The organism is Paenibacillus sp. MDMC362 (genome assembly GCF_003269305.1).
In the GTDB taxonomy this organism is placed as follows: Bacteria; Bacillota; Bacilli; order Paenibacillales; family Paenibacillaceae; genus Paenibacillus_AQ.
The window spans coordinates 141241-154957 of record NZ_QLYT01000008.1 but is presented as its reverse complement, the minus strand read 5'-3'; the positions used below and the strand labels follow the sequence as shown (position 1 = coordinate 154957).

Sequence of the window (13717 nt, the reverse complement as noted above, 5' to 3'; positions counted from 1 at the left end):
GGCTCTTTATGAAGGGACAACGCCATATTAAAATCAGGGATATTATTACCCACCAGGATATCGAGACACAGGATGAGCTCGTGGATGCATTGCGTGCGGAGGGTTTTCAGGTCACTCAAGCTACGATTTCACGTGATATCAAAGAGCTGCTGCTCATTAAGGTGCCTACAGATGATGGGCGATATAAATACTCCATGCCGACAGATCAGCGTTATAACCCTGTACAGAAGCTCAAAAGAGCGCTTGTCGATAATTTTGTTTACATTGACCGTACCGGTAATCTTGTCGTCATGAAATGCTTGCCTGGAACAGCCAATTCCGTTGCCGTGCTGCTCGATAATATGGAGTGGACCCAGATCATGGGGACCATTTGCGGCGATGACACGATATTGCTGATTTGCCGAACGGAAGATGACGGAGAACATGTGGTTACCCAAATCAAAAACTTCATTTCGTAATAAATATTTGTGACTCATTGGCAGTTTTAAGCAGTAGCGGAGGTGGAAAAAACATGTTAAACACGCTATCCATTCGGAATCTGGCTGTTGTCGAAAGCGTGGATGTGCATTTTTATCCGGGATTTCACGTACTGACGGGGGAAACCGGAGCAGGTAAGTCCATCATTATCGATGCGCTGGGATTAATTGCCGGCGGCCGCGGCTCGGCTGAGCTGATTCGCTACGGGTGCGACAAAGCGGAGATTGAGGCTCTATTTGAGCTGCCTGCACAGCATCCGGTATGGAAAACACTGAAGAAGCTGGGTGTTGAAGCGGATCCGGACGAGCATTTATTGATTCGCAGGGAACTGACATCTCAAGGGAAAAGCACGTCGCGTATTAACGGACAGCTGCTTAATTTAAGCATGCTGCGTGAAGTTGGAGAAAAGCTCATCAATATTCATGGCCAGCATGAGCATCAAAGCTTGCTGCGTTCAGAGCAGCATATGAGTCTTCTGGACACATACGGAGATAAGGTTATAGGACCTGCCAAACGGAAATATCAAGAATTGTACGGCGAATTCAGCAAAGTGGAGCGGGAGCTCAGGGACCTGCAGGAGACCAGCCAGAAGGCGTATCAAATGCTGGATATGTATCGGTTTCAGCTGGAGGAGATCGCGGCTGCGGAGCTGAAAACCGGTGAGGATGAGGAATTGTCCGAAGAGAGAACCAAGCTGTCCCATAGCGAGAAGATGATGGATTCCGTTGCCGGAGCATACGACCTATTGTACGGATCTTCGGGACTGGAATCGGTCAGCCGTGCCCTATCCAGATTGGAGGACGTGTCCGGCTACGACGAGAAGGGGTTAAAGCCGCTTGTTGAGCAGCTGCAATCCGCGTATTATCAGCTGGAGGATGCGGTTTTCCAGCTCAGGGATTATCGCGACAGCATTGAATTCAATCCGGAACGGCTGAACGAAATTGAACTTCGTTTAGATATGATCTCCGGATTGCGACGAAAATATGGGGATAATGTAGAGCAAATTCTGGAATACTACGTGAGAATTCAGCAGGAAACCGATATGCTGGAGAATAAGGACGAGTTTATACAAGCATTGGAACAGCGCCGTGACGAGTTGTTAAGGGTGCTGCTGGTTAGCGCGAAAGAGCTTAGTATTGCCCGCAAGCAATGTGCGCAAGATTTAGCACGGCAAGTGGAGGGAGAACTAAAGGATCTTCAAATGGAACGCACCTCGCTTGAGGTTCGCATGGAACTGCAGCTGGATCCTAACGGTTACGAATATGAAGGACATAAAGTAAGGTTGACCCGACAAGGTATGGATACGGCCGAATTCCTCATATCCGCCAATCCGGGAGAGCCTCTGCGTCCGCTTGCCAAAATTGCTTCGGGTGGAGAAATGTCCAGAATTATGCTGGCGATGAAGAGTATATTTGCCCGTCATGATCAAATACCGGTCTTAATCTTTGATGAAGTCGACACAGGTGTCAGTGGAAGGGCTGCCCAATCGATTGCGGAGAAGCTGTTTTTGCTGGCTAAAACCTGTCAGGTGTTCTCCATTACGCATTTGCCGCAGGTCGCTTGTATGGCGGATCATCAGTATTTAATCGAGAAGAAGCTGGAAGCCTCCAGAACGATGACGCAAGTAGAAAACCTGACTGAAGAGGGGCGTGTAAAAGAGCTTGCACGAATGCTTGGCGGAGTCGAGATCACTGAAAAGACACTTCATCATGCCCAAGAAATGCTCAATCTGGCGGCAGCGCAAAAGGCTTCCAGAACGGCTCTGGGTCAATGATTGACAGTTATAAATCCTTAAGGGCAGGGTAACTTAAAGGTACGCAATTGGCGACCACCTTTTCGTCAAGCGAAAGAAGAAAAAGGGAGCGTGACAGCCATTGAAGCCCAACCTCAGGAGAAAACTGCTCGGTTTCGTTCTTGCTTTCCTTCTTTGTTTCATCGGATCTGCTGATCCTGTCCAATCTTTTGCTTCATTGCCTAATGAGCTGAGATTGATTTCCGGTCAGCAGTCCCGCCTTGATGTTGCCATGCCTGTTCAAGCCCTCGCTTCAGTTGATCGCCCGGATGTCCTGCAGCTCAACGGCTCCCGCGAGTCAAAACTTCAAGTATCGCTAAAGCATCCACTGCAGCTGAACCCCCAGCAAAGCGGAAATGCGGAAGTAACCCTGAAATTATTTGGTAAAATTCCTCTGAAGACAGTTCATGTGAAGGTGGTCCCGGAGCTCAAGGTCATTCCTGGAGGCCAAACCATCGGTGTCAAAGTGAAATCCTCCGGTATATTGGTCGTTGGACATCATCTGGTACGCGTTCAAAACGGCGCTAAAGTGTCTCCAGGAGAAGCAGCTGGCTTGAAGGTTGGCGATCTGCTGACCACGATGGATGGAAAGCCGCTTAATGATGTGACTAAGGTTGCTGATATCGTCGAGAACGCTGGTAAAGCTAATAAGCCATTGGATATCTCCTTTAAGCGGGGCGGCAAAGTAATGACAACAAAGCTGAGCCCGGCGTATGATCAAGAAGATCAAAGCTGGCGCCTTGGTCTGTATATCCGTGATTCTGCAGCAGGTGTTGGAACCTTAACCTTCTATGCGCCTCATCAGAAAGTTTACGGAGCTTTAGGTCATGTTATCACCGATATGAATACTCAAACACCCATTGATGTTGGAAGCGGTCAGATTGTTCAGTCCAACGTTACATCCATTAGTCGAAGTGAAGAAGGCGAGCCGGGGGAAAAAAGGGCCACCTTCACAAAAGACGGCAAGATTTTGGGCAATGTCGAGCGCAATACTCATTTTGGCATCTTCGGTAAAATGAATAATCTTCCTGAACACGGTCTGTATCAGGAGCCCATTCCCGTAGCCTTATCGCATGAGGTCAAGGAAGGTCCGGCAGAGATTTTAACTGTCGTTGAAGGGCAGGAGGTAGAACGCTTTACAGTGGAGATCGTTCATGTCTCCAAGCAGGCTGCTCCCGCAACGAAAGGGCTTGTGCTACGTATTACCGATCCGAGACTGCTCAAGAAGACAGGCGGGATCGTACAAGGGATGAGCGGCAGTCCGATCGTTCAGGATGGCAAGCTGATTGGAGCGGTAACGCACGTTTTTGTTAATGATCCTAAATCGGGGTATGGATGCTTTATTGAATGGATGCTTCAGGACTCCGGCGTACTACAATCTACAGAATCAACTCCTCAAAATCTTAAGGCAGGTTAATGCCTTGAGATTTTTTGTCGTAAAATAACGAATTAGAGATTAATTTGAAACAAAATATTTAATTATAAATCAACTTCAAAAAAAAATAAAGAAAAATAATTTTCGACAGAAGGAATTTAAATGGACATGTCGAAAACCTTATACACAAGAAAATGTTCTAAACTAACAACTGATCTGATAAAGGAGGAGCACGAATTGCAAAAGATCGAGGTATTATTGGCAGACGACAACCGTGAGTTTACAAACCTGCTTGGTGAATACATTTCGGATCAACAAGATATGGTGGTCTCCGGAATCGCTTATAACGGCGAAGAAGTACTGAGCATGATTGAGGAATCAGGAAAAGTACCGGATGTGCTGATCCTTGACATTATTATGCCTCATTTGGACGGACTTGGCGTACTTGAGCGATTACGCGATATGAATTTGTCTCCGCAGCCGAAAGTCATAATGCTTACGGCATTTGGTCAGGAAAATATTACGCAGCGAGCCGTGCAATTGGGGGCTTCTTATTATATTTTGAAGCCGTTCGATATGGAGGTGCTCGCCAGCCGTATTCGTCAACTTGTTGGCTCGTCCAGCAGCATTTCGTCAGGCGCTCCATTTACAAGTATGAAATCCAATGTGGTTCCCATGGGCAAAGGCAAAAATCTGGACGCGAATATCACTTCGATTATCCATGAAATTGGCGTCCCTGCTCATATCAAGGGTTACCAATATTTACGTGAAGCCATTACGATGGTATACAACAATATCGAAATTCTTGGTGCGATCACCAAAACGTTGTATCCGGCAATCGCAGAGAAATTCAAGACAACGCCTTCCCGCGTGGAACGTGCGATCCGTCATGCTATCGAAGTGGCCTGGACACGCGGCAACATCGACAGCATCTCGCATTTGTTCGGCTATACCATCAACATCAGCAAATCCAAGCCAACCAACAGCGAGTTTATCGCGATGGTCGCTGACAAGCTGAGAATTGAGCATAAGGTTTCTTGAAAGGGTAAGGACTGAGGAAGGGATTTGGGGTAATGAACGAGGTTGCCTCAATATCTACTTACGCGGAACATTGAAATCACTCCTTTATTGGTTGCGATATCGTAGCCTGTGAAGGAGTGATTTTATGTTTGTCATGGTCTTCCAACAAAACAAACCAGCCGGATTAACGGCTGGTTTGTTTTCCTTTAGGTAACCTAACAGGTGAACAACCTTCGGTGTTATCTACCTTCGATCGGCGTCACAGATAATACATTTTGAACTGGATATCCTGCTCGTGGTTTCCGAACTTCTTGCCGAATAATGTGGCACCTCCCACGTGCTTTGCATCTTCTTTCACTTCAATTCGAAAGGTCCAGCGATCACAGGTTGCATCCAAATCATTTATGGAGACGGCAGAGAGCGGGTCGCCATCGATATAAGTACCATGGCTTGTAATTCGTATTGTTTTTAGCAGACCGTATTGGTTGATGTTGTGCGGCCACCATGCAGGCGTATACTTCCCCCTCGTATCCGCGAAATCCCCCGGGCTTGTCCATGTACCCAGTTCGATCCCGTTTAAGGAGAAAGTAATATCGGAAGGCCAGACATCATTGGAAAAAGGAAATTCCGAGGAAATCTCTAAGCTGATTTCGAACTGCTGCAGTTTTTCATCCTTTTGAAGGAAGTTCGCGATGTTGTATTGGATAAAGCCCTCCGTAAACCACAGGATTTCTGCATCCACACGTTTAGGATCCATGAAATATTTAGGTTCGTCAACCCGCCCGATAAATTCCTTCTCGGTAGCAAGGCCGCAGGTAGGTTTCAGGTCATAGTCCGTGTAATGCCCGATTGGCACGGAAGCCTCATATGAAGCAAAGGAATGAAAAATTTTTTTCGGGAAGTTGATTTCGATATGATCCACCTTCAGGATCGATATTTTTTGCTGTCCCGATTTTCCCGGTACTTTTTCTGTCCGGATAATGCCTGCATCTTCGAGCTTTTTAATATGTTTTGTCACAATCGGACTGCTGATTTGAAGTTCTTGGGCCAAATCTTTGATATTCATTTTGTTTTTGGAGAGCAGCTGAATAATCTTGATTCGAACTTCGCTGGCCAAAGCCTCGTAAACCACAAGCGATGACTTGTCTATTTCCAATTGCATATGACCACTTCTTTCAACAAGTTTTTCATAAACCAGGTTCATTAACTTATATGCATCATAACACATGCTTTATTAACCTGTATATAAATCTAAGTATTTAATACAACAAATTTTCAATTATATGATTAATGTAAATGTTAATCAAACTAAAAATAAGTAACAAAGATTTATATATATGTTATTGACACCGTTTTCAAAACGAGTGTATACTGAACCAAAGTTAATCGTTTTCATGATCCATGCCGGTAAATGATTAACCAAATGATTAGTAATAGGAGGAGAGTTTGTTGAAGAAAAAAATGGGGGTTTCACTAATACTTGTATTGTTAGCGGTAGCGGTACTAGGGGGATGTGGCAACGGGGACAAGAACACCATTACCTTCTGGACGCCTTTGACAGGTGATGACGGGGCTTACATGGATCAGCTAGTGAAAGATTACAACGCCACCAATCCTGAATATAAAGTGAAGCACGTGATTACTTCGGATATGTATACAAAAATTTCTACAGTTCTGAATTCAGGCAAAGGCGTTCCTGATCTGTCCATTATTCACGCAGACCGCGTCCCCAACTTCGTTAAGCAAGGTGTGTTGGAGCCGATGACGGCAGTCATGCAAGCTCAGCCAGAATTGAAAGCGGATAATTATTTACCCCAGGCTTGGGCAACAGGAAACATAGAGGGCACCCAATATACAGTACCCCTTGATATTCACAGCAATGCGATGTATTACAATAAAAATTTGCTCAAAAAATACAATGTTGAAAGTTTCCTGGATGATGATGTCGTTACCATTGATGAAATTTTGTCGCTGCAAGGCAAGTTGGATGAGGGCGACTACGTTATCAATGATGCTTTATTGGGCTGGGTTGTGTTGGCGCAAATCCAGAACCTGGGCGGCGACATTCAACAAGACGGCAAGCCGGCCGTGAATACAGAAGCCATGAAGCAAGCATTTACGGAGATTAAGAAAATATCGGATGCAGGCTTGATGACCCCTTTTGGTGAGGACGGCTATCTGATGTTCCAAGCTGGAAACGTTTTATTTTCCACTGACGGCACATGGAGCTCGACGGCACATGCAACCGTCGATGGATTGGACTTTGGCGTAACGAACATTTATTCGACGAGTGCTGATAAGTATACGAACCGGGCCTCTTCGCACTTATTCTCCATGTTGAAGAACGATAAGAGAGCGGATGAAAAAGAGCAGGCCATCGGCCAGTTCCTGGAATTCATTCGCCAAAACTCGATTGAGTGGGCAAAAGCGGGACAGATCGTTGCGAGTAAACAGGTCATTGAGAGCCCGGAGTACAGTAATTATATTCAGTCATTCTTTACCTCCAACGAAAAAGAAATCGAATCCTTGTACATTTATACCTACGAATACTATCCATACGTAGCGGAGGCTGTGGATACATATGCAGCGGATATCGTACGAGGCAATGTCGATATCGACGAGACCCTGGCGACGATGCAGAAATTTGTAGAGGATAAAATCGCGGAAGGCAACAGTGCTGCAAAGTAAATGACAGCAGACCAGATTGAAAAAAAGAAAAGTGTCCTTGCTAAACAAGACACTTTTCTTTTCCAAAGGAGAAATGAAAGGGTATGAATAAGAAGTCGTTGACGCCTTATTTCTTTGTAGGTCCCCATCTGATACTTTTTATCGTATTTATTCTATTGCCGACCCTATACGGAATCTATGCTTCCTTTACACAATGGAATCTGATTAATGACCCTGTATGGGTTGGCTTGGCCAACTATAAAACGATTCTGTTTGACGCGGAGTCCACCTTCTATACCCAATTTATGAATGGATTAAAAAATACGCTCATCTTTGTTGTGCTAAGCGTACCTATATTAATCATCATTCCGTTAATGATTGCCGTATCGCTGGAACACAAAAAAGTGAAAATGAAAAATGTGATTCAGTCCATCCTCTATATTCCCGGACTCATTTCGATTTCGGCAGCGGCACTGATCTGGTCTTTAATCTTCAATAAGCAGCTTGGGATCACGAATAATATTTTCGGCTCAGAAACGGTCTGGGCGGCCAACCAGCCCTATGCCTGGCTGATCATCATTGTCATTACGGTTTGGGGCGGAGTCGGTGGCAACATGATTATCTACCGGGCTTCCATAAGCGGAGTGTCCAAGGATTTGTATGAATCGGCCGAGATGGATGGAGCAGGGCCTGTCCGCAGATTTTCAAGCATTACACTGCCTTCCATTCGTTTTCCGCTGATCTATACCTTTGTTATGACGACAGCCGGAGCCTTTAACGTATTCGGTCAGCCATTAATGATGACGGACGGAGGACCCAGACAGAGCACGACCGTATTGATGATGTATATCCGGCAGCTGGCCTTCGGTCACGGGGAATCGATTGCGGGTATGGCATCCGCGATGGCGGTTTTGCTCGGACTGGTCATTCTCGTCATTTCAGCCCTTCAGTATTATGTGATGAACCGAAACGCGTCCTAGCGGCATGATCAGCTTGCAAACGACGGAAACGATAAAAGGTAGGTGTACTGTGCAATGTCGAACCCGGTAATACATGAAGTAAACGCGGATTCCAAGCTTGGTCGCTCTGGTCCGAAGAAGGCTTCATCCAACATAAGCGTGTCAAAATATATAGCTTACGCATTTCTGATCATACTGTGTGTGATATGGGCAATTCCGGTCATATTTGGCATTACCACATCTTTTCGGTCCCAGGCTGAGGTGGTTTCCAGCGGTTTCAGACTGCTGCCAGACAGCTGGATTTTTGATAATTATGTCTCGATCCTGCAAAACACGTCGACCGCGCCCATTCTGCGCTGGTTGATGAATTCCGTGTTTATTGCAACGATGCATACGCTGCTCGTGATCGTTGTCATTTCCATTACAGGTTATGGGTACTCTCGCATGAACTTTAAGGGAAGAGATGCCTTGTTCTTTACCTTGCTTGGGATTTCCTTCTTTCCCGGGGTAGTGAATCTGATCCCGTCTTATAAAATCATTGATGCGCTGGGATGGGTAAATACATCTTGGGCGATGATCATTCCAGGTTTGGCCGGGATGGGGAACATTTTTTTGGTAAGACAATTCATGATGGGCGTTCCCAAGGATTTGGATGAATCGGCACGCGTGGATGGAGCGGGGGATTTTAGAATCTATTATTCTATTATTTTGCCGCTCATGAAACCTGTATTGATTGTATGCGGCTTGTTTTCATTTACGGGTTCCTGGAATGATTTTCTGTGGCCCGTCATCGTGTATACCGATGTGGAGAAGATGCCGGTCACAGCAGGTTTGCTGTTGTTACAGGACATTTACGGCAATTACCGCATGATCGGACAATTGATGGGTTCTGCGATCCTGGCCATCATTCCGACGCTGCTGTTATTCCTGTTTGCCCAGAAATACTTTGTGCAGTCGATTAACTTAAACGCAGGCATCAAAGGATAGCAAGAAAGATTGAATTCGTAGAAACAATTAAAAATAGAAAGCTAGCGGAAGTCAAACTATAAGGTATAGGAGTCGTCACCATGTCTGAATTATATATAAAAAATCCCCTGATTGAACAAAGGGCCGATCCCTGGATCTATAAACATACCGATGGTTATTATTACTTTACCGGTTCCGTGCCGGAGTATGACCGAATTGAGCTTAGACGCTCGCAAACGATACATGGGCTTGCGGATGCTGAAGGAATTACGATCTGGCGCAAGCATGAGTCTGGCCTGATGAGTGCCAACATATGGGCACCCGAGATTCATTATTTGGATGGCAAATGGTATGTGTACTTCGCCGCTGCCCATACTTCAGAAACGAGGGACGGATTGTTTGATCATCGCATGTTCGTACTGGAGAACGTTTCGGCGAACCCGCTCGAAGGGGAATGGGTGGAGAAGGGGCAAGTGATCACGAAGTGGGAATCTTTTGCCTTGGACGCAACAACCTTTGAGCATAGAGGCAAACGATACTATGTATGGGCTCAGAAAGATCCGGGCATTCCTGGTAATTCCAATCTGTACATTTCATTGATGGAAAATCCATGGACCCTTACAGGGGAACAGGTATGCATCTCGGTTCCTGAGTACGACTGGGAGAAGATCGGGTATCTTGTGAATGAAGGGGCCGCCGTTCTGAAGCGAAACGGGCGAATATTCATGACCTATTCCGCGAGCGCCACGGACCACAATTATGCGATGGGGCTGCTGACAGCCGATGAGGACAGTGATCTGCTGAATCCGAGCTCCTGGGTCAAGTCGCCGGTACCCGTGTTTACGACATCGGAAGCCAATGGCCAATATGGTCCAGGGCATAACAGCTTCACGATTTCCGAGGATGGCTCGCAGGACATTCTGGTGTACCATGCAAGAAGTTACAAGGAGATTGTGGGCGATCCTCTTTATGATCCAAATCGGCATACGCGCGTACAGGTCATCCGGTGGAACGAGGACGGAACGCCGAATTTCGGGGTGCCGAGAGCGGATGATGCACCGGTCTCCAAGCCATGATTCAATTTGCAATTGGGGTTTTAGAACGAGTCGATTTACAAACATCAGACCGACTGAGCTAAACAGCTTGGTCGGCTTTTTACATTCCGGGAGATAAGCATCATAATATAAAATAGGAAAAAAGAAGGAGTCTACGATATGGATGGAGAAAAGAGGACTGATCGTTTTATGTAATGGTTAAGGATGTATAAAGTTCGGTACTATTAACCGATATTCATATTTCCCGGTAAGGAGGAATTATAAATGGCAAAGATATTAGTATTGGGCGGGACCCGCTTTTTCGGTAAAAGGCTGGTTAACCGGCTGCTGGCTAAAGGCGATGCCGTTACGATTTTGACGCGCGGACATCACCAGGATTCATTCGGGGGTGCCGTTGAGCGGCTTACCGTGGATCGAAAGGATCCGGAAGGTTTAAAACAGGCAGTGGGAAGCCAGGACTTTGATATCGTGTACGATAATATATGTTATACTCCGGAAGAAGCGGGACAAGCTGCAGACATCTTTGCCGGACGGATTGGACAATACGTGCTGACCTCTACGTTATCGGTCTATGATTTTGCGGATCATCCGGTGAGGGAAGAGGACTTTGATCCTTACAGATACCCTGTCATGATGAACGAAAGCAGGGATTACAGCTATAAGGAAGGCAAGCGCCAAGCGGAGGCGGTATTATTCGGTCGCCATAACCTGAACGTTACCGCTGTCCGGCTGCCGATTGTGCTGGGACCGGATGATTATACGCGAAGACTGCATTTTCATATTGAGCATGCGGCGGGCGGAGAAGCTATTGGTTTGCCTGATCCTGACGCGCAAATCTCGTTTGTGCATGCCGAGGAAGCTGCCGCTTTCCTGGAATGGGCTGGTCAAGTTCAATTGGAGGGCCCGGTCAATGCCTGCTCCAGCGGTACGATTTCGGTTCGGGAAATGATGAGCCTGATCCAGCAGGAAGTTGGAAGGTCGGCACCGCTGCAGTCTTCGGCAGCACCTGAGCACATGTCCCCGTTCGGAATTCCGGGAGATTGGACGATGGATCATGCCAGAGCGGCAGCTGCCGGCTTTGAATTCTGGGATTTGCGCGATTGGATGCCGAAATTGATTGCCGAATTGTCCGCCGATTTGAAGGTTCGCTAGCGAAAGCAGCAGGATCTTAATCATGTAGAAGCAAGATAAGAGGGAAATGCCCTGAAAGGAAGATCAGCATGAGTGACAAGATGGCAGCATGGAAAGAGCGTATTGGAGAGGTAGAAGCCATGGGGGGCTTATCTCCGGAAGCCCGGACGTTAATCCATGCGATGTATGAAGAGTTGGAAGCTTTGACGAAGCAAAATTTCAACCTGCGGAAAACCGCGCTGAAAGCGACGTCCAGAGAAACGAGGATGTCGAGTAAACTGAAGGATGCACTGATGGAATAAACGGCGGAGTCCAGCACATATGATAAACACCGGGGAGGGCTCCCCGGTGTTTTTTTGAAAGGATTAGCTTTTAGATGGCGTTCCTGATTTCGGCGCTTGGCGCTTCTTTTTGAATCTTGGTCCCACGTAATTTCGCTTGCGGTCCCGGAATAGTATCCAGCCGCCCAAGAATCCGATGCCAATGACAAACAGAGCCAGCCCGCCTAGAAAAGATAGCCAACCGAAGGCAGGGTTTGCCACACTGTCATCCCCATGAACGGAAATGTATAAAAAAACCGCATCTTTCATCATTAAGAAACCCTTCATTGCCATAAAACCCGGGATAACCAAAATCAAGATGGCAATAAAGCGGGAAATCAACATTCTCATAGAAGATTCCTTCCTGCGACTGATGTAATGAACTACCGTTTATCATACCTTTTTCATAGGGCGATGTCTATTTCCATTATGGATGATGATTTTGTAATCCGAAAAAAAGAGAGTACAATGAAAGTGTATAACTGGACTTATTATGGAGGTGCCGTTTGTGGCTATAACATGTGATGTAGCAATTCTTGGCGGGGGAACCGGTGGATATGTTGCGGCCATCCGCGCAGCCCAGCTTGGTAAAAATGTGGTCATCATCGAGCAGGACAAACTGGGGGGGACCTGCTTGCACCGCGGCTGTATTCCGAGCAAATCTTTGCTTCGGAGTGCCGAGCTGTATGCGGAAATGAAGGATAGCGAGAGCTATGGCATCGAGACGGACGGGGTCCGGCTAGCGTTTGACAAAGTACAGAAGCGCAAAGACGGTATCGTCGCTCAGCTCCACCAGGGCGTTCAGTATTTGATGCGCAAAAATAAAATTACCGTTGTGCAGGGCAAAGGGAGGGTTATCGGCCCGTCCATTTTCTCTCCGCGCAGCGGGGCCGTGGCGGTTGAGCTTCCGGACGGCGAGATGGAAACCGTGGTTCCCTCTCATCTGATCATCGCAACCGGTTCGCGTCCGCGTCACTTACCGGGGCTAGAGCCTGACGGCATACATATACTGACAAGCGATCATGCGCTTCAGCTGGATGAGCTTCCTGCATCCATCATCATCGTAGGAGGCGGTGTAATCGGGGTGGAATGGGCCTCGATGCTGAATGATTTTGGCGTTCAGGTCACGATTATTGAAGCTTCGCCCCATCTGCTGCCAGCCGAAGACGAGGAGGTTGGACGAGAGCTGACCAAGATGCTCACTGCCAGAGGCGTAGAGGTTATCACCAACGTTTCCATTCAAACCGATAGCTGTGAGATTCAGGATCAAAGCGTGTCCATCACGATTGAGCAAAAGGGCGATACCAGAACATTGTCAGCGGACAAGCTGCTCCTCTCGGTAGGGAGAATCGGTAATACTGAAAATATCGGGCTTGAAAATACCGACGTTCGGGTTGCGAACGGCTTCATTGTGGTGAATGCCAATATGCAAACAACAGAGCCCCATATTTACGCAATCGGCGATTGCATCGGGGGTCTTCAGCTTGCCCATGCAGCAAGCCATGAAGGGATAGCCGCGGTGAATCATATGGCAGGCGAGAAGACGGAAGCCTACAGAAGCGAATGGATCCCTCGCTGCATCTATACCCGACATGAGGTAGCCAGCGTCGGGCTAACGGAGAAGCAGGCCAAGGAACGCGGACATGAGATCAGGATCGGAAAATTCCCGTTCTCTGCGATAGGCAAATCTTTGATTCACGGCACGAAGGAAGGGTTCGTGAAGGTCATTGCCGATCAGAAGACGCAGGATATTCTGGGCGTGCATATGATTGGACCGCATGTGACCGAGCTGATCGGCGAAGCGGCGCTGGCGCAAGTGCTGGATGCGACTCCATGGGAAGTGGGAGCGGCGGTGCATGCCCATCCCTCCTTATCCGAAATCATCGGCGAAGCGATGCTTGCGGTGGATGGACGAGCCATCGGATTATAAGGATAAGTACATCCTTTTGTGGAAT

The 13717-nt window shown here is 47.2% G+C and carries 13 protein-coding genes; 11 read left to right on the top strand and 2 right to left on the bottom strand.

Going from position 1 to position 13717, the window contains the following annotated elements; all coding sequences use genetic code 11:
* The first annotated feature begins 8 nt into the window (after positions 1-8).
* The 4 genes from ahrC to spo0A all read left to right on the top strand — a co-directional run bounded on the left by ahrC (position 9) and on the right by spo0A (position 4685).
* Complete coding sequence (ahrC, locus tag DP091_RS02980; protein ID WP_071223861.1) at positions 9-458, top strand: transcriptional regulator AhrC/ArgR; 450 nt, start codon at positions 9-11, stop codon at positions 456-458.
* Between the two features lie 53 nt (positions 459-511).
* Positions 512-2251, top strand: a complete 1740-nt coding sequence (gene recN, locus DP091_RS02975; protein ID WP_113056996.1) for a DNA repair protein RecN — start codon at positions 512-514, stop codon at positions 2249-2251.
* A gap of 100 nt (positions 2252-2351) precedes the next feature.
* Positions 2352-3686 (top strand): SpoIVB peptidase, encoded by a 1335-nt coding sequence (spoIVB, locus tag DP091_RS02970; protein WP_113056995.1) that lies wholly within the window; start codon positions 2352-2354, stop codon positions 3684-3686.
* Positions 3687-3881: 195 nt separating this feature from the next.
* Positions 3882-4685, top strand: coding sequence for a sporulation transcription factor Spo0A (gene spo0A / locus DP091_RS02965; RefSeq protein ID WP_071223864.1), 804 nt, complete (start codon positions 3882-3884; stop codon positions 4683-4685).
* Between the two features lie 238 nt (positions 4686-4923).
* On the opposite strand, the gene DP091_RS02960 is transcribed toward spo0A, so the two are convergent.
* Positions 4924-5826, bottom strand: a complete 903-nt coding sequence (locus DP091_RS02960; protein ID WP_113056994.1) for an ArsR/SmtB family transcription factor — start codon at positions 5824-5826, stop codon at positions 4924-4926.
* Between the two features lie 284 nt (positions 5827-6110).
* On the opposite strand from DP091_RS02960, the gene DP091_RS02955 reads away from it, so the two are divergent.
* The 6 genes from DP091_RS02955 (at position 6111) to DP091_RS02930 (ending at position 11744) form a co-directional block, all read left to right on the top strand.
* On the top strand, positions 6111-7352 hold the full coding sequence (locus tag DP091_RS02955) for an extracellular solute-binding protein (RefSeq protein WP_113056993.1): 1242 nt from the start codon (positions 6111-6113) through the stop codon (positions 7350-7352).
* 83 nt (positions 7353-7435) lie between these two features.
* Complete coding sequence (locus DP091_RS02950; protein WP_113056992.1) at positions 7436-8311, top strand: carbohydrate ABC transporter permease; 876 nt, start codon at positions 7436-7438, stop codon at positions 8309-8311.
* A gap of 54 nt (positions 8312-8365) precedes the next feature.
* Positions 8366-9277 (top strand): carbohydrate ABC transporter permease, encoded by a 912-nt coding sequence (locus tag DP091_RS02945; protein WP_113056991.1) that lies wholly within the window; start codon positions 8366-8368, stop codon positions 9275-9277.
* 80 nt (positions 9278-9357) lie between these two features.
* Positions 9358-10332: a glycoside hydrolase family 43 protein gene (locus tag DP091_RS02940; protein WP_113056990.1), complete on the top strand. Its 975-nt coding sequence runs from the start codon at positions 9358-9360 to the stop codon at positions 10330-10332.
* Between the two features lie 243 nt (positions 10333-10575).
* Positions 10576-11463: an NAD-dependent epimerase/dehydratase family protein gene (locus tag DP091_RS02935; protein WP_113056989.1), complete on the top strand. Its 888-nt coding sequence runs from the start codon at positions 10576-10578 to the stop codon at positions 11461-11463.
* A gap of 68 nt (positions 11464-11531) precedes the next feature.
* Positions 11532-11744, top strand: a complete 213-nt coding sequence (locus DP091_RS02930; protein ID WP_113056988.1) for a hypothetical protein — start codon at positions 11532-11534, stop codon at positions 11742-11744.
* A gap of 63 nt (positions 11745-11807) precedes the next feature.
* On the opposite strand, the gene DP091_RS02925 is transcribed toward DP091_RS02930, so the two are convergent.
* Positions 11808-12113, bottom strand: coding sequence for a DUF2627 domain-containing protein (locus DP091_RS02925; RefSeq protein WP_113056987.1), 306 nt, complete (start codon positions 12111-12113; stop codon positions 11808-11810).
* Positions 12114-12270: 157 nt separating this feature from the next.
* Between DP091_RS02925 and lpdA the strand changes: the two genes are divergently transcribed.
* Positions 12271-13692: a dihydrolipoyl dehydrogenase gene (gene lpdA / locus DP091_RS02920; RefSeq protein ID WP_113056986.1), complete on the top strand. Its 1422-nt coding sequence runs from the start codon at positions 12271-12273 to the stop codon at positions 13690-13692.
* The last annotated feature ends 25 nt before the right edge of the window (positions 13693-13717 follow it).

Bases quoted from the DNA above. Each gene is read 5' to 3' on its own strand.
- ahrC (WP_071223861.1), top strand. From the start codon at position 9: ATGAAGGGACAACGCCATATTAAAATCAGGGATATTATTACCCACCAG.
- recN (WP_113056996.1), top strand. From the start codon at position 512: ATGTTAAACACGCTATCCATTCGGAATCTGGCTGTTGTCGAAAGCGTG.
- DP091_RS02960 (WP_113056994.1), bottom strand. From the start codon at position 5,826: ATGCAATTGGAAATAGACAAGTCATCGCTTGTGGTTTACGAGGCTTTG.
- DP091_RS02950 (WP_113056992.1), top strand. From the start codon at position 7,436: ATGAATAAGAAGTCGTTGACGCCTTATTTCTTTGTAGGTCCCCATCTG.
- DP091_RS02945 (WP_113056991.1), top strand. From the start codon at position 8,366: ATGTCGAACCCGGTAATACATGAAGTAAACGCGGATTCCAAGCTTGGT.
- DP091_RS02940 (WP_113056990.1), top strand. From the start codon at position 9,358: ATGTCTGAATTATATATAAAAAATCCCCTGATTGAACAAAGGGCCGAT.
- DP091_RS02935 (WP_113056989.1), top strand. From the start codon at position 10,576: ATGGCAAAGATATTAGTATTGGGCGGGACCCGCTTTTTCGGTAAAAGG.
- DP091_RS02930 (WP_113056988.1), top strand. From the start codon at position 11,532: ATGAGTGACAAGATGGCAGCATGGAAAGAGCGTATTGGAGAGGTAGAA.
- DP091_RS02925 (WP_113056987.1), bottom strand. From the start codon at position 12,113: ATGAGAATGTTGATTTCCCGCTTTATTGCCATCTTGATTTTGGTTATC.